Origin of the sequence: Methylobacterium gossipiicola (genome assembly GCF_900113485.1) — a bacterium.
In the GTDB taxonomy this organism is placed as follows: Bacteria; Pseudomonadota; Alphaproteobacteria; order Rhizobiales; family Beijerinckiaceae; genus Methylobacterium; species Methylobacterium gossipiicola.
Genome location: NZ_FOPM01000011.1, coordinates 51769 through 68472, shown reverse-complemented (window position 1 = coordinate 68472; position 16704 = coordinate 51769). Strand labels below are relative to the sequence as shown.

The following is a 16704-nucleotide window of genomic DNA, read 5'->3' as shown; positions in this document are numbered from 1 at the left end:
GGTCGCGCTGGCCGGCTCCGCCGGACGGATGGGCGGCCCCGATAGGGGCCTAATCGAAGCGGAGCTACGGCGCGCAGCGCCTCCGCAAAGTCCCATGAGTTTACGAAGGGGCGCACTTATGGGGATATTGCATATCCCTGTGCTTCGGGCTAATGGCCAAGCTCGGGGGTCCGCGCTTGGCCATTTACCACCTCTCGGCTCAGGTCATCAGCGCAGGTGCCGGCAAGAGTGCCGTCGCCTCCGCTGCCTATCGCCGGGCGACCAACATGGTCCGCGAGGCCACCGGCAAGATCCTGACCTACGAGGGCAAGCAGCACGTCGCGCACACCGAGTTGGCCCTGCCGGCCGAGACTCCGGCGTGGTTCCGCACCGGCATCGACGGTCGCAGCGAGAACGGCGCCTCGGCCTATCTGTGGAACGCCGTTGAGCGGAAGGAGGGGCTGAAGGGTACCGGCTACGCGATGGAAATGAACATCGCGCTCCCGGTCGAACTCACCCTCGATCAGAACATCGATCTCGCCCGCGACTGGATCGAGAGCGCCATCACCGCGCAGGGAATGGTGGCGGACTGGGCCCTGCACGATGTGCCGGGCAATCCGCACATCCACGTCATGATCCCCCTGCGCAAATTCAGCGAAAAGGGGTTCGCATCGAAGTTCGAGTTCGCCCGCGACCGGGACGGAAACGTGCTCTACCGAGACGACGGCAAGCCGCGGTACGAGCGGCTGGCCGGGCCGATGAAGCACCTCGTCCCGTGGCGGAAATCGTGGGCCGAGACGACCAACCTGCATCTCGCCAAGGCCGGTCTCGACCTGCGCGTCGATCACCGCTCGCATGTCGAGGCCGGCATCAGGATCGAGCCGACCGAGCATATCGGCGTCCATGCCTTGAACATGGCCAAGCTCGGCAAGCCCACCAATCAGGTCGAAGCGGAGAGGCAGAAGCGCATCCGCAACGCGCAGGCGATCATCGACGATCCCGAGACGCTGCTACCGATCCTATCGCGCGAAAAGAGCGTGTTCGATGAGCGGGATATCGCCCGGGCGGTGTTCCGCTACATCGACGATCCGACGGCGTTCGAGGCGGTTCGGTTGCGGCTCGGCCAATCGCCCGAACTGGTGGCGGTCGCCGAGGAGGTGTTCGACCCGGAGACCGGGCGCGTGATCGCCCGGGCGCGCTGGACGACACGGACGCTGCTCGAAGCCGAGGTCCGGATGCAGGCCGCCACCGGGCGGCTGTTCGGAGACACCTCGCACCGGGTGCCGGATCAATCCCGTGACCGCGCTTTCGCCGCCCGCCCCGAACTGTCGGACGAGCAGCGTGAAGCGGTCCGTCACGTCGCGGGAGCGGCTCGGATCGCCGCCGTGGTCGGCTTTGCCGGTGCGGGCAAATCGACGATGCTCGGGGTAGCGCGCGCCGCCTGGAACGACGGCGGCCATCGCGTCGTCGGCGGGGCCCTGGCCGGCAAGGCGGCCGAGGGGCTGGAGCGTAGCGCGGGGATCACCAGCCGCACCCTGGCCTCGTGGGAACTCGCCTGGAAGAACGACCGCGATCGGCTCGGGCGGGGTGACGTATTCGTGCTCGACGAGGCCGGCATGGTCGCGTCGGATCAGCTCTCGCGGATCGTGCAGGAGGTGGAGCGGCGCGGGGCCAAGCTGGTGCTGGTCGGCGACGCGATGCAGCTCCAGCCGATCGAGGCCGGCGCCGGGTTCCGGGCGATCACCGAGACGATCGGTTATGCCGAGCTCTCCGAGATCTGGCGTCAGGTCGATCCGGCGATGCGGCGGGCGAGCGTCGCCTTCGCCCGCGGCGAGATCGCTGCGGCGCTTGGGCTGTATCGCGAGCGCGGCATGGTCCGGTTCACGCCCGACCGGGAGGCGGCGCGGGCCGCCCTGATCGCTGCCTGGAAACCGGATTACCTCGGCCGGAAGCCAGATGGGCGAGCGACCGAAACCCTGATCCTGGCCCAGACCAATGCCGACGTCCTGGCCCTCAACACCATGGCCCGTTCCGCCCTGAAGGCGGACGGCATGCTGACGGGCGAGGCGCGGTTCTTGACCGAGCGGGGCGAGCGGATGTTCGCGCCCGACGACCGGGTGCTGTTCCTCGAAAACGACCGGGCGCTCGGCGTGAAGAACGGCATGCTCGCCACCGTCGAGGCGGCGGAAGCCGGCCGGCTGACCGTCCGGCTCGACCGGGACGGCACCGGTGACGGCGAGCGCATCGAGGTGCGGGCGGAACTCTACCGCAACCTCGATCACGGCTACGCCGCGACCGTGCATAAATCGCAGGGCGCGACGCTGGATCGGGTGCATGTCCTGGCCACGCCCGGCATGGATCGGCACCTCACCTACGTGGCGATGTCGCGCCATCGCCAATCCGTGGTGCTGCACGGTGCGCATGCCGACTTCATCTCGCCGGGGCGCCGGGCCAAGCTCGGGCGTGATCCATCCGCGGCGGCTCTCGATACGGCAGCGCTCGCCGGAATGGAGTGGCGGCTCGGTCGGGACGGGGCGAAGGCCTCGACCCTCGACTTCGCCGGCGAGGCGGCCTTCCGCGAGGCGGCCGTGGAGCTATCCACGCTCGATCCGGGGCGGATCGCCCGCGATCTCACCGCCCTCGCCGGGCGGCTCGAGGCGGATGCCCCGATCCCGGACGATCCGGCTTCCGAAGCGGCTCAGGCTCCGGTCCAGGCCGATCCGACCGAACCGTCGCCCTCCCCGGCCCTGGCCGCGCTCGACGCCGCCTTGGCGCGGTTGGAGCGGGCGGAAACCGAGATCGCCGACCGGGTTCGGCCGCAGGATCTTCGCGCCCTCGCCTCGGCCTTCGCCGAGCGTCGCAGCCTCAACGGCCATGCCGCGCTCGCCCCCGCCTTGGTCCGCCGGGCGCGTGTCATGGTGCGCAAGGCCCAGGCCCGGTTGCACCGTCTGCACGGCCTCGCCACGCGCCTGTCGGCGGCGTGGGGCGCGGTCGTCGCGCGCCACGGGATGGCCGCGACCGAGATGGTTCAGGCCGCCGGCGCGAAGCCCTCGGCCGCGGTTGTTCCGGCGGCGGAGCCTGCGGCTCCTCCCGAGCCGAAAGCACCGCTCGCGCCGTTCCTCGCCGCCGTCGATCTCGGCGCCAACGGCCTCAAGGCCGCCCTGTATGCCCGCGTCGATCCTGCGCGGGATCTGAAGCCTGAAACGGACTCGCTTCAGCGCCGCCTGCGCTCCGCGCTCAACAATTCGGGACCGGTCTATGCCGCGATCCTCGCCGAGCTTCAGCAGCGGAACTCGGTCTACCGGGAACGGATCGGTGCCCTCCTGTCCGATCCGGACGCCCATGGTGGTCTGCGCGGCCGCAAGGGCTGGTTCGTGCCGAAACAGGAGAAGGAGGAGCGGGCCTTGGCCGAGACCGCGTTCGAGCAGGCCAAGGCTGAGGCCATCAAGCTCAAACACGCCTTCGAGGGGTTGGCGGAGTCAGGTCGCAGCGCCGAGGTCGAGTATCGCCAGCGGCTGACGATTGAGGTGCCAGGCTTGAGCCCGGCCGCGGCGGCGGCATTGGCGAAGGTCGGCCGCACGCCGGCGACGAAAGCCCTCGACGAGGCCGTGGCGGAGGCGGTGGCCACCCCCGAGCTGCGGGCCGAGGTCCTGGCCTTCGCCGAGGCCGTCGGGCGTCGGTTCGGTGCGAACGGATCGATCGGCCATGACGCGGAACGCGGCCTCGGCCCAGGGCAATGGCTCGACAAGGACGAGCGCGAGATCCTGAGCGGCGGGGGCTACGTCGCCTCCTACGTCAAGGACGGTTCGCTGTTCCGCGAGCGCTTCATGAGCCGGGCGCAGGAGCGGGACTTGGAGCAGGGCCCCGATCTCGGGCTGTCGCTGTGATGCCGGGGCTGCGGCGATTGCATTGGCGCTGCTGATGCAATGAGTAAGGGTAGGAGGTAGAGCGCAGTCGAGGACAGGGCCGTCAGGGGACGGGAACGAGAGATGAGCCCGGTGCCGGCCGGGCCGACCGAAGGGGACGACACCATGAGCTTTCGTGATCTGCCGTCGCTGGTGACCCAGCGCGAGGAAGCCGTGACCCTGCTCGAGGCCATCGCCTCGGGCGTCGACGAGGCCGAACTGGCCCCGTTCCTCATGGCGCTGATGACCTACGAGGATGAGCAGGCCGCGGCGATCATGCGCGGCTCGGGCAACGAAGTCAGCGTGCGGGTGCATCTCGGTGCCGTGCTGACCGACGCCGGCCTCGTCACCCAGGACGAGGTGTTCACGGCGCTCGATGCCCGGCGGGCCCTCGGCCGGGGAGAGGCGGCATGAGCGCCGATCCCTACGTCTACGAGGGCACCGACGTCCTGCGGAACACCGCCGACATCCGCGATCCGCAGGCTCTGGCCGAGCGCGAGATGTTCGTCTCCCTGCGCGCCTTGAAGCAGTTGCAGAAGGAGCCGGTGCTCGGAAACTTCGACCTGGCGCACTACGCCGCGATCCATAAGCGGCTGTTCGGTGAGATCTACCCGTGGGCGGGCGAGACCCGCACGATCGATCTGTGGAAGCCCGAGATCGTGCTCCAGGGCAAGAGCGTGGCCTACAGCCCGCCGGCGGCGATCGAGAGCCATGCCCGGTCGGCGCTGGACCGCCTCCGCCAGCCCCCGGGCGACTTGAAGCAGGACCGGCCGACGGTCGCCTACGCCCAGGCTTTCTCCACCCTGTGGCAGGCCCACCCGTTCCGGGAGGGCAACACCCGGACCCTGCTCGCCTTCATGGAGCAGCACGCTCGCCACCACCGCCAGCCGCTCGACCAGGGCCTCATCAACCGGGTGCCGAGCGAGACCCGCGACGCCCTCGTCCTCGCCACCCGCGGCAAGATCCGGCCGCTGGCCGAGACGATCCAGAACGCGCGCTACTCGGAGGAGATGCGGGCGCATCCGGTGCTCGGCCGCCTGTCGGCCGACGCGGTGGAGGCGCTGCGCCTGATGGGCGCGCCGCGCATCGTCCTGCCCGAGCCGGGCGCCCAGGTCCGCGGGCAGGTGATCGCCACGAGCTATCATCATGCCCTGATCCGCGACTCCCGGCAGGTCTCGGCCGTGCCGCTGACCGCCTTCCACACGATGCCGCGCAACAACGACCGCGTCGACGTCCGGGTGCTGCCCGAAGGCCGACGCCCCGAGAGGGAACAGCCGCGCGAGGAGGCCGTGCGCTCCCAGATCGTCGGCCGGGTCCTGATCCCGGCGAGCCTCCTGGCCCTGAACGACCAGCGACCGGAGGAGGTCGGCCGCAACGCCATCGAGATCCCGGGGCCGAGCGAAGCCCTCGCCGAGGCCCTGAAGACGCGCTCGCCGCAGGAGATCGCCGCGGATCCCCGGTTGGCCCAGGAAGTGCGCCAGATCGACCGGAGCTTGATCGACCGCTTCGGGCGCGAGGGGTCGGCCGTGCTGATCGAAGGCTTGTCCGGTGAAGCCAGGAAGCTGCTCCCTCAGGGCCAGAGCCTGGAGGAGATCCGCGCGGTTCTGAAGCCGCTGCTCAAGGCTGTGGTCGCCGACGACAAGCTGCAGACGAGCCTTGCCCAGCAGCAGACGCTCGGCCGGGACGAGCCGTCCCTGGGACGCTCGGCATGACGCCCCTGTTCCGCGAGCCGATCACGACCGTCAGCCCCGGCCGGATCGTCGCCCTCGGCGCCATCGGCCTGGCCACCATGGCCATGCTGGGTCTGCTCTGGTGGACCTTCTCGCCGATCCTCGGGCAGGTCTATGCCGGCATGCGCCTCGCCGAGACCGCCACCCTGTGGCGGTTCACCGGCTGGGGCCAGTACTTCATGACCATGCCGGCCGGGCAGCCCTTCGCCTTCGTCTCGATCTACAAGTCGTCGGTCGGCTTCGGCCTTGTGGCGACAGGGCTCACCGCGCTTCTGGGCTGTCTGGCTTGGCGCAAGCGCAGCCGCGAGCACATCGAGGTCCTCATCACGGCACCCGCTCCAGAGTTCTCGCAGGAGGTCATCCTGGCGAAGTTCGCGCCGCCGCTCTGCCGGGTTCGCTCGCCCTCAGGCGCGGACGAGACCGATGCGCCCGCGCCGGTCGCCGTCGCCAACCCGTTCGCGGGGCTGCGCGACCTGCGCGACGCGCGGGCGGTGGAGGGCGTGGCGGAATCGGTACCCTGGCAATTCGCGGCCGTCCTGTTCCTTACGATCGACGCTGCGGCCCCGCTCAAGGACCGGAAGGCTCACGCCAGCGTGCTGAAGGCCGCCTGGACGGCTTCGGACCGCTTCGCCGCGGATCCGGCCGCCCCGCCGCTTACAGTGACCCAGGCCGACCTGCGGAGCCTCATGGTGATGGCGATCTCGGATCAAGCCGGCCGGGACATCGATATGCTCGATCGGGTCCACGATCTGATCGAAGGCGCCGCCACGCTGGACGACGCCGTCACCCAACTGGCGAGCCTTGCCCTGCCGACGGGCCGGCTGTTCTTTCCGGATTATGCATGGCTACGCCATGTCGATCCGACCTTGCAGTCGGTGGTGACGAGTTATTAGGCCAAATCAGAGTATAGCATGATTATCGTTTCTGGTATTATTATGCTCAGCCCCGGACAAAGAGGTGCCTTTCTTGCCTTGACGCATGAGGTTATTTCGGTGGCGCGAGAGGCAAGAGGATGTCGATCATTCGTTGTGGTCGCGGACCCGATCGAACCTAACGTCGTCGTTGTCTATGAGGAGTGGGATACCGAGAGCGATTTGCTTAGATTTCGTGGCGAGGGCCCGTCGCCAGATATAAAAAGTATGATTATTAAGGCCGATGTTCAGCTGCATCACGTTGCGAGCAGTAAGCCGGCCTGAAGTACGATTGCCCACCTCAAGCTCAAGTTGCCAGACAGCTATCGAACGCCGCTTTTTGGAAGTGCCAACGGCGGTCGAATTGACTGGGGTGCGTCGGTAGTGGGCTGTCCGCTCAGAGTGGACGGCCGCTGTTCAGCATCCGTCCGCCGAACGACGGCTTCGCGCCACTACCGGACCTTCTGCCACAAACGCTGGAATGGCCGCTCTTCGCTCGCCAGCGGATTCAGCACGGAATGGTCTGGCCGGGAGGCTACAAGACCTCAGGTCGGGAATGCTGCGCTCGCCGCCCATGCCGAGGCCACCGAGGACGAGGCCGGGCGCGTCCAGCTGCGCCTCGCCAAGGTCGAGAACCAGCTTGACCGCTTCGAGGCCAAAGAGTTCTGGGCCCGCGTCAGGCAAGAGATAGCCGAGGTGCTCGTTGAGCGGGGGCCCCTGACGCCTACCGAGATCCTGCCGGAGCTCAGAGCCGTGACGCTCCGCGGCGCCACCTTGCACAAGGAGCCGCTTTCCCCCGGCGACCCTCAAGAAGATGGACGTGCGGGTGTCGTTCGGGCGCTACTTCGAGCCTCGCGACGAGGGACGCTACGCCCGCCGGGCCGGATGACGCGCGGATGCCCAGCCAGGGTGCAAAGCGCCTCGTGTCGGTCGCCGCTGGACGTTGGGTACCAAGCCGTACTGGCAGTAAGTGGCGAAGCATGCGGCGGTACCGTGATGCTCCTACCATTCGTCGCAGCAAGCGTTGCCGCCCCTCAGGAGTGACGGTCTCGTCGACGGGCTCCGTTCCGCCGTTCCCTGATGGTGCTCGGATAACCGGACCCCGTCGACTAATGGAGGCGGTTGGAGGCCAGGGCCGCGCGGTCGGCGATCTCGACCTGACCGCGCCGCAGGATCACGAGACCGGCCTCGGCCCATTGTGCCAGGATGCGGCTGACGACCTCGCGGACGCTGCCCACGTCGGCGGCGAGTTGCTGGTGGGTCTTGTGGACGACGCCGTCGGGGCCGGCCTCCGTGAGGAGCCGACGGGCAAGCCTTTGCTCCAGCGGCGCGAAAGCCACCTCCTCGATCAGCGTGAACATGCTCGCCATGAGCCGGGAATAGTCGTCGAGGACGAAGCTTCGAAACTCCGGGCTCTCCGCCATCAACTGCTGGAACGTCGAGGCCGGGATCGCCGCAAGTTCGGTGCGCTCCTCCGCGATGCTCTCGGCAGGGAAGCCCCCGCCGGCCAACAGGCACTGGGTGGTGAGCACGCATGTCCCGCCCGCGCCGACCTTGTAGATCAGCACCTCGCGCCCGCCCTCCGACATGCGGAACACGCGGGTCCGACCGTCGATGCACATGAGGTAGTTCGCGCAGGCGCCATCGAGCTCGTATGCGACGGCCCCGGCTTCGAGGACGGGGAAGTGCACCGTGCCGCGCGCGATCTGCAGATGGGCGGCGGAGAAGCCCTTGATGAGGGGGAAGCGCTCGATCCAGCGCTCGACCTGATGGTTGTCCGGCATATGTGACATCCGCCTGCCGCCGGCGCGATGCATGACCGCCCGGTCGTTCTTGGAAGTTTCTCCCGCCGTTCCAGGCCGGTGTTACCTAAGGTCACCGGCTCGTTCGGCCCCTACGGCATACCATCTCCCGCGAGGTCCCATAAGCCGATCACCGGGACGCAAAACCATGCCGTCCCAGGGCACCTCGACGCACGAAGACCTACGCCGGCGGCGTCCGAATCCCGACCGCCCTGTGAGGCGACCTCCCCCCTGAACCCGCCGCCGCGCCCGTTTCTGAGAGAATCGTGAGCGGCTGCCGACTTGCGTGACCCAGGTCACCGACGCCCGGCCGGATAAGGGCTACCGTCTCCTCAATCGGACCTGCGAACGGCAGGCATGACGACAATGGAGGAGCAAACGCCATGGCATCATCGCGCCCGACGACCGCCCTGCTGGCGGGCCTAACCCTGCCCATCCTGATCGCCGCCGGATCGGCGCATGCCGCGGCGGGCGACTCCGACAACCAACGCGCCGAGCGCTGGGGCGAGATCAAGCAGCAGATCTTCGGCGACGCCAAGATCCAGTCCGGGGGCAAGGCGGTGAAGATCGACGCCCCGAAGCGGGCGGACGACGCCTCCCTCGTGCCGATCACCCTGACCGTGCCCGACAAGGACAACGTCGCGGAGCTGTCGCTCATCATCGACGACAACCCGACGCCGTACGCCGCCCACTTCGTCTTCGGCCCGGCGGCCGACCCCAGCGAGCTCAAGCTCCGCGTGCGCGTCAACAACTACACCGACGTCCATGCCGTCGCGAAGATGAAGGACGGCACGTTCCAGGAGGCCACGGAGTACGTGAAGGCGTCCGGCGGCTGCTCGGCACCGATGGGCATGAGCGACGAGGAGGCGATGCAGGGCATGGGCGACATGCGCATGAAGTTCGGCGAGACGCAGCCGGGCAAGCCCGTCCAGGCGACCCTGATGATCCGCCACCCGAACTTCTCGGGCATGCAGATGAACCAAGTGACGCGCGACTACACCCCGGCCCGCTACATCCAGAAGATCACCGTCAGCTACGGCGACAAGAGCGTCTTCACGATGGACGGGGACATCTCGATCTCGGCGAACCCCGTCATCAACTTCGGCTACCTGCCTGACGGCGCCGGCCCGATGAAGGTCACCGCCACGGACAACCAGGGTGGCCACTGGGAGAAAAGCTTTCCGGTTCGTTCGGCAAGCAACTGATGCGACCCGTGCTCCGCCTTCCCATCGTGGCCGCGGCCGCCGTGTTCCTGACCGCCGCAGCGCCCGCCGACTCGCCCGTCGGCGTGCGGGAGCCCGACGGCTACTGGCAGGGGGCGCTGCACGGCTACACGCCGCAGACCCTCGCAGGAGCCACCGTCGTCGATGCCGGTGAGGTCGCCAAGCTGATCGAGGAGCATAAGCCGGTGCTTCTCGACGTCTCGGAGGTCGACCGGAAGCCCGCCGGCCTGCCTCCGGGCGGCCTGTGGTTCCCCATCCACCGCAACATCCCAGGAAGCACGTGGCTGCCGGGCTCGGGTGAAGGGGACCTCGACGCGGCCGCCCAGGACGCCCTCAAGGCACGGGTCGCCGATCTCACCGGGGGCGACCTCGAAAGGCCCATCGTCACCTACTGCCACCCCGACTGCTGGGGCAGTTGGAACCTCGGCAAGCGCCTCGTCGCCCTGGGCTACCGGAAAGTCCACTGGTTCCCGCAGGGCATAGAGGGCTGGCAGGACGGCCATGACACAGCCGTGTCACGGCCCGACGCGCGATGGGCCGCACGCCCGAAGTCGACCGTCGGCCAATGACGACCATCATCCTCCATCCCGAAGGCTCGCCTCGATGATCCGCCGTACCCTCCTCGCCCTCCTTGCGGCGGCACCGCTCGGGATCGTCCCGGCCCAGGCCGCCGACTTCCTACCGTACACGCCGGAAGCCCTGGCCGCCGCGCAGAAGGCCGGCAAGCCGATCCTGGTCGAGATCAGCGCGCCCTGGTGCCCGATCTGCAAGACGCAGAAGCCCATCCTGGCTAAGCTCGGGTCCGACCCGCGGTTCAAGGACCTGCAGGTGTTCGACGTCGACTTCGACAGCCAGAAGCCAGCTCTCAAGGCGCTCAACGCCCGCATGCAAAGCACGTTGATCGCGTTCAAGGGCGAGAAGGAGGTCGGGCGCTCCATCGGCGAGACCCAGCCCGAGTGGATCGAAGGCCTCGTGGAAAAGGCGCTCTGAGGCGAAACCCATGGTCGCCACCCTCGGCCTCGCCTTCCTCGCCGGCATCCTTTCCGTCCTGTCGCCGTGCGTGCTGCCGCTCCTGCCCTTGGTGCTCGGCGCGGCCGCTTCCGAGCACCGCCTGGGCCCCGCGGCGCTGGCCGCCGGTCTCGCGCTGTCCTTCGTCGTGATCGGCCTGTTCGTCGCCACGGTCGGCTTCGCCATCGGGCTCGACACCGACGTCTTCCGCACCGTCGCCGCGATCCTGCTGGTTCTGGTCGGCCTCGTCCTGATGGTACCGGCGGTCCAGACGCGGCTGGCGGTGGCCGCCGGACCGGTTAGCGACTGCACCGAGACCCGGTTCGGCGGCTTCTCGACCGCCGGCCTCCTCGGCCAGTTTGGCGTCGGCCTCCTGCTCGGCGCCGTCTGGAGCCCCTGCGTCGGCCCGACGCTGGGCGCCGCCTCGCTCCTGGCTTCCCAGGGTCGTGATCTCGGCACCGTCGCCTTGACCATGTTCCTTTTCGGCGTCGGCGCGGCGCTTCCGCTCCTGCTTCTCGGCACCCTGTCGCGGGAGGTCCTCATGCGCTGGCGCAACCGCATGATGAGCGCCGGCAAGGGTCTGAAGGCCGCGCTGGGCCTGATCCTGGTGGTGAGCGGAGCCGTGATCCTATCGGGCTACGACAAGGCCATCGAAACCGCGCTTGTGAACGCTTCGCCTTCTTGGCTCACCGACCTCACCACGCGCCTCTGAGGGCCCGATCACCGATGCGTCTCGTCCAATCCTGTCTCCCTGCCTCGTCCCGATGCCTTGCGGTGCCCAGGCCCGGGACGTGGGAGGTCTCGAACGGATCGCGCTGCGCACCCGCGACGGCGATGCGACAATCAGGGAAGCTTCGATCGTCCTTGCCACGAACGCCGATCAGACACGCAGATAACTCCAGCCCGCCTCCTGCAGCGTCACCAGCCGGACGGCACCGGCGCGCACCACGCCGACATTGGGCAACAGTTCCAACCGGTGCCCTTCCGCGCGCTCCATGGCAGTGATGGTGTTGCCGCAGGCCGAGAGGACGATGCCCGGGACACTGTCCGTTACGGAGTGAATGCGGGCCTTGGCCGGTGAGGTATCGGCCCGGACCATGTGCAGCCCTGGACCGTAGGCGACGATCTCGATCTCGACCTCTTCGGCGGCCTCGCCGTATTCACGCGCGAGGTTGACGGCGTTGTTGAGGGCGAGATCGAACACGCCGGCATCGTTCGTGCTCACCTGCACCGCGACCCGGTGCGTCTTCACGCCGGTCTCGGCGGCCCTGGCCCGCGTGGCTACCAGCGTGGCCATCAGCGTCGCGATGCCCGACACGCCCCTGCGTGACATCATCATGTTCGATCCTCCCGCTCTTGCGATGTCGTTGGCCCCCGACGCTGCGTAAGGGCTTTTGCTCGAACGGACCTGACGGCGTCATTCCGCGGAGGCTCGGCTCAGGCAGGCACGAACCGGAAGGCGTCGCCGGATCGCTCGACGCGGCCGACACCCGAGCCTGGCAAGTGGAATCCGACGAGCGTCATCCGCTCGTTGGCCAAGCGGTCGAGCAGAGCAAGACGGGTGCGAATCGCCAGATCGCGGTCGAGGTCGCTTCCGAACGCCCAGCCGGGCCGGCGGAAGGAGATGAGCGCATGGCTGAGGGCGTCGCCACCGATCAGGATCTGCTCACGCCCCGCCTCGACGAGGACCGAGGCGTGCCCCGGCGTGTGCCCGGGCGTCGCCACGTAGGTGAGGCCCGGCGCGACGGTCTCGCCGGGCTTGCGCCGCTCCATCTTGGCTTCCAGGCGCTTGAGCGTGCGCCGGGAGCCGACCGCCAAACCTTTCAGCCAGTCCGGCACCGTCGTCTCGACGTCGTCGCGGGTCCAGAAGTCCCATTCCGCGGCCGGCACGACGTAGCGGGCATTGGGAAACCGCTCGCTGTCGTCGAAATCGTCGATGGCGCCCCAGAGGTGGTCGGGGTGGGCGTGCGTGAACACGACTCGGGTGACCGCCTCGCGCGCGACACCGGCCGCCTCCAGCGTGTCCCCAAGTTTGCCCGCCGTCGGTTGAAAGGAATTGCCGGAACCCGCATCGATCAGGATGACCTCGTCTCCGACGCGCACGACGGACACGTTCGTCGGGATCGGGCTGGCTTCGACGGATTCTCCCGCGGTCTCGAACAGCGCATCGACCTCGGCGCGCGGGGCCGCGGGAAGCATGAAGCCGAGGGACGACGACAGCGTGCCATCGCTGACCGTCTCCACCGTGCCCTTGCTAGTGTCCTTGCCGGCCTCGACGGCTTCCGCCGGAGCGGCGGCTGTCCGCCCAGTCGGCCAAGCGGTTGCCAGCAGCGCCGTCATGCCGGCGACGACCGCCCGCCTGTCGCACGTCGAAGCATGCGATCCGGGCCTCACCGCGTTCTGAACCTCGGGCATCGTCGGACCTCCCGGATTGCCGCAGCCTACTGGACCGGCGCCGACGGCTTGGCCGCCTCGGATGCCTTCTCGGGGGTCACGTCGAGAGCGCGGGCGCGACTGGTGATGGCCGCCTCCTTCGGCAGGCAGTCCTTCATGCAGGGCTTGGCGTTCCAGAATTCCTTCTCCGCGGTCTCGCGGTCGTCCATGAAGAAGTTCTTCTCGTTCGGCAGGCGGATGGTGGCGAGGTTCTTCTCGTTCACCTCGAAGTTCTGATCCTTCAGGATGTCGTTGAGATAGAGAAGGTAGGCGGTGACCGAATAGGTTTCGTCGGGCGTCAGCGTCTGCGCCGCACCGAACGGCATCGCCCGATGGATGAAGTCGAACACGGTCGAGACGTAGGGCCAGTACGAGCCGACGGTCTTGACCGGGCTGTCCGACTTGATCGTGCCGGCGCCGCCCGCGAGTTCGGGCCAGCGGCCGGCGCCCTCGCCGAACTCGCCGTGGCAACTGGCGCAACGCTCCTGGAAGATCGTCTCGCCGAGCGCCGCCGTGCCCTTGCCGACGGGCAGGCCCTGGCCGTCGGGGCGCACGTCGATGTCCCAGCCCCTGATCTCGTCGGGCGTCGCGGCGCGCCCGATGTTCAGCCGCTCCGCCGCAGCCGGGGCGACCGCGAGGAACAGGCCGGCGAGGGCGATGAGGGTGCGGTTAGGCGACCTCGACATTCTCGATCTCCCCGTTGGGCAGCACGTGCCAGGTCTGGATACCGTTGTTGTGGTAGATCGAGTTGAGGCCGCGGTGCTGGCGCAACGCCGCCTTGGTGGGCTGGACGTAGCCGGTCTCGTCGACGGCGCGGGACTGCAGCAGCAGCGGGTCTCCGTTCCAGTCGAACTCGTAGTAGAAGCGCGTCAGCACCTTATCAAGCACGGGCCCGTCGAGGCGGGCGGCGCGCCAGTTGCGCCCGCCGTCGAGCGAGACGTCCACGCTTCGGATCGCGCCGCGGCCTGACCAGGCGAGGCCCGAGAGCACCGTGAAGCCCTTGCGGTGCAACGGCGCCTGCGGGCTCGGATCGGTGATGACGGACTTCGCGTCCATGGCCCAGGTGAAGCGCCGGGCCTGCCCGTCCGGCAGGAGGGCGGTGTATTTCGAGGTCTCCTCGCGGGTGTGCCAGGGCTCGTCGCCGACCTCGATCCGGCGCAACCACTTCACCCACATGTTGCCCTGCCAGCCCGGCAGGACGAGGCGCAAGGGATAGCCGTGCTCGGGATAGAGCGCCTCGCCGTTCATGGCGTAAGCGACGATGGCGTCGTCAAGCGCCTTCTCGATCGGCACCGAGCGGGTCATGGCCGACGCGTCGGCCCCCTCCGGCAGCAGCCACTTGGCGTTGGTCTTGAGTCCCGCCTCTTCCAGCAGGCGCTTGAGCGGCACGCCGGTGTACATCACGCAGTGGATCATGCCGTGGGTGAACTGGCAGCCGTTGAGCTGGGCACCCTTCCACTCCATGCCGGAATTGGCTGCGCATTCGAGGAAGGCGATGCGGTTGACGCGGGGGAAGCGCTTCACGTCCTCCAGCGTCAGCATCAGCGGCTTCTCGACGAGGCCGTGGATCATCAGCCGATGCGCGGCCGGGTCGATCTCGGCGATGCCGCCGTGATGACGCTCGAAGCCGAGGCCGTTCGGCGTGATGATGCCCTCCAGCCGGTGCAGCGGCGTGAAGCTGACCGAACTCTGGCGCGAGGCGGTCAACCACTCGACGTCGCGGCGAACCACGTCCGCCTCGAACTTCGAGGGGCGGCCGTAGGGCCGGCTGACGACGCCGTCGCCGAGGGATTGCGACCACTCCGGCACGTTCGGCGGCAGGTTCTTGGCGTCCGACGTCTCGGCGGCGGCCCGGCCGGCGAAGGCGCCGGCTCCGACAGCGCCGCCGAGCGCCAGACCGCTGCGCAGAAACGATCTCCGGGAGGTCGGCCGCGACGCATCGGGGCGTTGCTTCGGTTTAGACATGGGTCTCTCCGAACTGTTTCATGTATTCTGATGCGTGAATGTTTTGGGCGCGGTTATGCGCCGCGGACGGTGACTTGCGCCGGCGTCGGGCTCACCGTGCCCTTCCGCCGGACATACGCGGCCACGACGTCCCAGATCGGCGGCCCCTCGGTGCCCTCGTTGACGCTGGCCCAACCGGCCACGGTGTAGGACGCCCCCGCCTCGATCGGCTTGCCGGTGCGCAGGAGCGTCAGGTCGGAGATGCGTTGTCCGGCCGGGCGGGCGATGTCGATGGCGTAGGAGACGCCGCCGACCCGCACCATGTCGCCGCCCTGCTGATAATACGGGTCCTCGTTGAAGAGGTTGTCGGCCACGTCCTCCAGCACCTCCTTGAGCCGGGCGCCGGTCATGGTCGTGCGGTAGGCCGCCGGGTAGGTGATGGCGGTGGCGTTGTAGATGTCCTCGCGGGTGATCGGCTGACCGGGTAGCAGGGTCGTGCCCCAGCGGAAGCCCGGCGAGAGCGCGATCTCGGCCTCCCGCTCGGCGAGCAGCGCGTCGCAGATCATGTCGTCGAGGGTGCCGTTGAAGTTGCCGCGCCGGTAGAGCAGGGCCTCGGTCCGGCCGAGTTCCTCCCCCAGCATGACTTCGTGGGGCGCCCGGATCGCCTGGATCTTGGCCGCCATCGCCGCCTGCGGGGCGATCACGTCGGAGAAGATCGGGATGAGCTTCGAGCGGTAGCCCTTCACGGCGCCGTCCCGCACGTCGAGGTCGACACGGGTGAGGAACTTGCCGTGGCTGCCCGAAGCGATGAGGAGGGTGTTGCCGACCTTCACCGCCTGCGGCAGCGCATCGTGCGTGTGGCCGGTGAGGACGATGTCGATTCCCTTCACCCGCGAGGCGAGTTTGCGGTCGACGTCGAAGCCGTTGTGGGAGAGCAGCACGACAAGGTCGGCGCCCTCTTTCCGGGCCTTGTCGACGCTCGCCTGGACATCCTCCTCACGAATGCCGAAGGACCAATTCGGAATCATCCAACGCGGATTGGCGATGGGCGTATAGGGGAAGGCTTGCCCGATTACCGCGACCTTCGCGCCGCCGCGCTCGAACATCTTCGTGGATTCGAAAGCCGGCTCGTTCCACTCGGCGTCGCGGACGTTCTGGCCGAGGAACGGGCAGCCGAGCCCGTCCACGATCTCCTTCACCCGCTCGGTGCCGAGGGTGAACTCCCAGTGGCCGGTCATGGCGTCGGGCTTCAGCAGCGCCATGCAGTCGACCATGTCCTGGCCTTTGCTCACCATTGAGGTGTAGCTGTTCTGCCAAGTGTCGCCGCCATCGAGGAACAGCACCTTGTCGCCGCGCTCGGCGCGGATCGCGTCGAGCGCCGTGGCGATGCGGTCGAGGCCACCCATCCGGCCGTAGCTGCGGGCCAAGGCGACGTAGTCCTCCGGCGTCAGCGCATAGGCCAGCGGCGAGCCGCCGGGGATGCCGTAGAGGTCGAGGTAGGCGCGTCCGGTGACGTGGGGGACCTGACCGCGCGCCTCGCCCACCCCGAGATTGGTCGAAGGCTCGCGGAACAGCACCGGCCGCAACTGCGCGTGGATGTCGGTGAGATGGACCAGGGTGACGTTGCCCATCGGCTCGAAGGCCAGCAGGTCGTCCTGGGTCAGGCGCTGCTGGGCGAAGGCGCGGGTCCAGCCCGTCGGCACCAGGGCCGCGGTGGCGGCGGCGATCTGGAGGAAGTCGCGGCGTGAGGTCATGGTGGGATCAGGCCC

At 68.5% G+C, this 16704-nt stretch carries 15 protein-coding genes; 9 read left to right on the top strand and 6 right to left on the bottom strand.

The window, feature by feature from the left end; genetic code table 11:
• Nucleotides 1-176 precede the first annotated feature (176 nt).
• The 5 genes from traA (at nt 177) to BM249_RS11430 (ending at nt 6810) form a co-directional block, all read left to right on the top strand.
• Nucleotides 177-3866: a Ti-type conjugative transfer relaxase TraA gene (gene traA / locus BM249_RS11450; protein ID WP_244528709.1), complete on the top strand. Its 3690-nt coding sequence runs from the start codon at nt 177-179 to the stop codon at nt 3864-3866.
• Nucleotides 3867-4010: 144 nt separating this feature from the next.
• Nucleotides 4011-4298: a hypothetical protein gene (locus tag BM249_RS11445; protein WP_091972098.1), complete on the top strand. Its 288-nt coding sequence runs from the start codon at nt 4011-4013 to the stop codon at nt 4296-4298.
• On the top strand, nt 4295-5596 hold the full coding sequence (locus BM249_RS11440; RefSeq protein ID WP_091972006.1) for a Fic/DOC family protein: 1302 nt from the start codon (nt 4295-4297) through the stop codon (nt 5594-5596). The genes BM249_RS11445 and BM249_RS11440 overlap by 4 nt, the downstream gene beginning before the upstream one ends.
• Entirely contained in the window at nt 5593-6507 is a 915-nt protein-coding gene (locus BM249_RS11435) for a hypothetical protein (RefSeq protein ID WP_091972004.1), read from the top strand. The genes BM249_RS11440 and BM249_RS11435 overlap by 4 nt, the downstream gene beginning before the upstream one ends.
• An 18-nt stretch (nt 6508-6525) precedes the next feature.
• Entirely contained in the window at nt 6526-6810 is a 285-nt protein-coding gene (locus BM249_RS11430) for a putative quinol monooxygenase (protein WP_091972002.1), read from the top strand.
• A gap of 824 nt (nt 6811-7634) precedes the next feature.
• Here BM249_RS11430 and BM249_RS11420 read toward each other — a convergent pair.
• Nucleotides 7635-8309, bottom strand: coding sequence for a Crp/Fnr family transcriptional regulator (locus BM249_RS11420; protein ID WP_091945232.1), 675 nt, complete (start codon nt 8307-8309; stop codon nt 7635-7637).
• Between the two features lie 401 nt (nt 8310-8710).
• On the opposite strand from BM249_RS11420, the gene BM249_RS11415 reads away from it, so the two are divergent.
• From BM249_RS11415 to BM249_RS11400, 4 genes are read left to right on the top strand one after another with little or no spacing between them, the layout of a single operon-like run.
• Nucleotides 8711-9532, top strand: a complete 822-nt coding sequence (locus tag BM249_RS11415; protein ID WP_091972000.1) for a quinoprotein dehydrogenase-associated SoxYZ-like carrier — start codon at nt 8711-8713, stop codon at nt 9530-9532.
• Nucleotides 9532-10119: a rhodanese-like domain-containing protein gene (locus BM249_RS11410; RefSeq protein ID WP_091971998.1), complete on the top strand. Its 588-nt coding sequence runs from the start codon at nt 9532-9534 to the stop codon at nt 10117-10119. The genes BM249_RS11415 and BM249_RS11410 overlap by 1 nt, the downstream gene beginning before the upstream one ends.
• A gap of 34 nt (nt 10120-10153) precedes the next feature.
• Nucleotides 10154-10540: a thioredoxin family protein gene (locus BM249_RS11405; protein ID WP_091971996.1), complete on the top strand. Its 387-nt coding sequence runs from the start codon at nt 10154-10156 to the stop codon at nt 10538-10540.
• A 10-nt stretch (nt 10541-10550) separates the two neighbouring features.
• Nucleotides 10551-11270, top strand: coding sequence for a cytochrome c biogenesis CcdA family protein (locus BM249_RS11400; protein WP_091971993.1), 720 nt, complete (start codon nt 10551-10553; stop codon nt 11268-11270).
• A 168-nt stretch (nt 11271-11438) separates the two neighbouring features.
• On the opposite strand, the gene BM249_RS11395 is transcribed toward BM249_RS11400, so the two are convergent.
• From BM249_RS11395 to soxB, 5 genes are all read right to left on the bottom strand, one after another.
• Entirely contained in the window at nt 11439-11897 is a 459-nt protein-coding gene (locus BM249_RS11395) for a DsrE family protein (protein WP_091971991.1), read from the bottom strand.
• A 98-nt stretch (nt 11898-11995) separates the two neighbouring features.
• Nucleotides 11996-12973 carry an MBL fold metallo-hydrolase gene (locus BM249_RS11390; protein WP_091971989.1) on the bottom strand — a complete coding sequence of 326 codons (978 nt, stop codon included), beginning with the start codon at nt 12971-12973 and terminating at the stop codon, nt 11996-11998.
• 26 nt (nt 12974-12999) lie between these two features.
• Nucleotides 13000-13677, bottom strand: coding sequence for a c-type cytochrome (locus BM249_RS11385; protein WP_091971987.1), 678 nt, complete (start codon nt 13675-13677; stop codon nt 13000-13002).
• Nucleotides 13661-14956, bottom strand: coding sequence for a sulfite dehydrogenase (soxC, locus tag BM249_RS11380; RefSeq protein ID WP_091971985.1), 1296 nt, complete (start codon nt 14954-14956; stop codon nt 13661-13663). Before soxC ends, BM249_RS11385 begins: the two co-directional genes overlap by 17 nt.
• Before the next feature lie 53 nt (nt 14957-15009).
• On the bottom strand, nt 15010-16689 hold the full coding sequence (soxB, locus tag BM249_RS11375; RefSeq protein ID WP_091971983.1) for a thiosulfohydrolase SoxB: 1680 nt from the start codon (nt 16687-16689) through the stop codon (nt 15010-15012).
• Nucleotides 16690-16704 lie beyond the last annotated feature (15 nt).

Excerpts from the sequence above, each read along its gene's own strand:
- soxC (WP_091971985.1), bottom strand. The coding sequence starts at position 14,956 with ATGTCTAAACCGAAGCAACGCCCCGATGCGTCGCGGCCGACCTCCCGG.
- BM249_RS11395 (WP_091971991.1), bottom strand. The coding sequence starts at position 11,897 with ATGATGATGTCACGCAGGGGCGTGTCGGGCATCGCGACGCTGATGGCC.
- BM249_RS11430 (WP_091972002.1), top strand. The coding sequence starts at position 6,526 with ATGATTATCGTTTCTGGTATTATTATGCTCAGCCCCGGACAAAGAGGT.
- BM249_RS11400 (WP_091971993.1), top strand. The coding sequence starts at position 10,551 with ATGGTCGCCACCCTCGGCCTCGCCTTCCTCGCCGGCATCCTTTCCGTC.
- BM249_RS11390 (WP_091971989.1), bottom strand. The coding sequence starts at position 12,973 with ATGCCCGAGGTTCAGAACGCGGTGAGGCCCGGATCGCATGCTTCGACG.
- BM249_RS11440 (WP_091972006.1), top strand. The coding sequence starts at position 4,295 with ATGAGCGCCGATCCCTACGTCTACGAGGGCACCGACGTCCTGCGGAAC.
- BM249_RS11385 (WP_091971987.1), bottom strand. The coding sequence starts at position 13,677 with ATGTCGAGGTCGCCTAACCGCACCCTCATCGCCCTCGCCGGCCTGTTC.
- BM249_RS11435 (WP_091972004.1), top strand. The coding sequence starts at position 5,593 with ATGACGCCCCTGTTCCGCGAGCCGATCACGACCGTCAGCCCCGGCCGG.
- BM249_RS11405 (WP_091971996.1), top strand. The coding sequence starts at position 10,154 with ATGATCCGCCGTACCCTCCTCGCCCTCCTTGCGGCGGCACCGCTCGGG.
- soxB (WP_091971983.1), bottom strand. The coding sequence starts at position 16,689 with ATGACCTCACGCCGCGACTTCCTCCAGATCGCCGCCGCCACCGCGGCC.
- BM249_RS11415 (WP_091972000.1), top strand. The coding sequence starts at position 8,711 with ATGGCATCATCGCGCCCGACGACCGCCCTGCTGGCGGGCCTAACCCTG.
- BM249_RS11445 (WP_091972098.1), top strand. The coding sequence starts at position 4,011 with ATGAGCTTTCGTGATCTGCCGTCGCTGGTGACCCAGCGCGAGGAAGCC.
- BM249_RS11420 (WP_091945232.1), bottom strand. The coding sequence starts at position 8,309 with ATGCCGGACAACCATCAGGTCGAGCGCTGGATCGAGCGCTTCCCCCTC.
- BM249_RS11410 (WP_091971998.1), top strand. The coding sequence starts at position 9,532 with ATGCGACCCGTGCTCCGCCTTCCCATCGTGGCCGCGGCCGCCGTGTTC.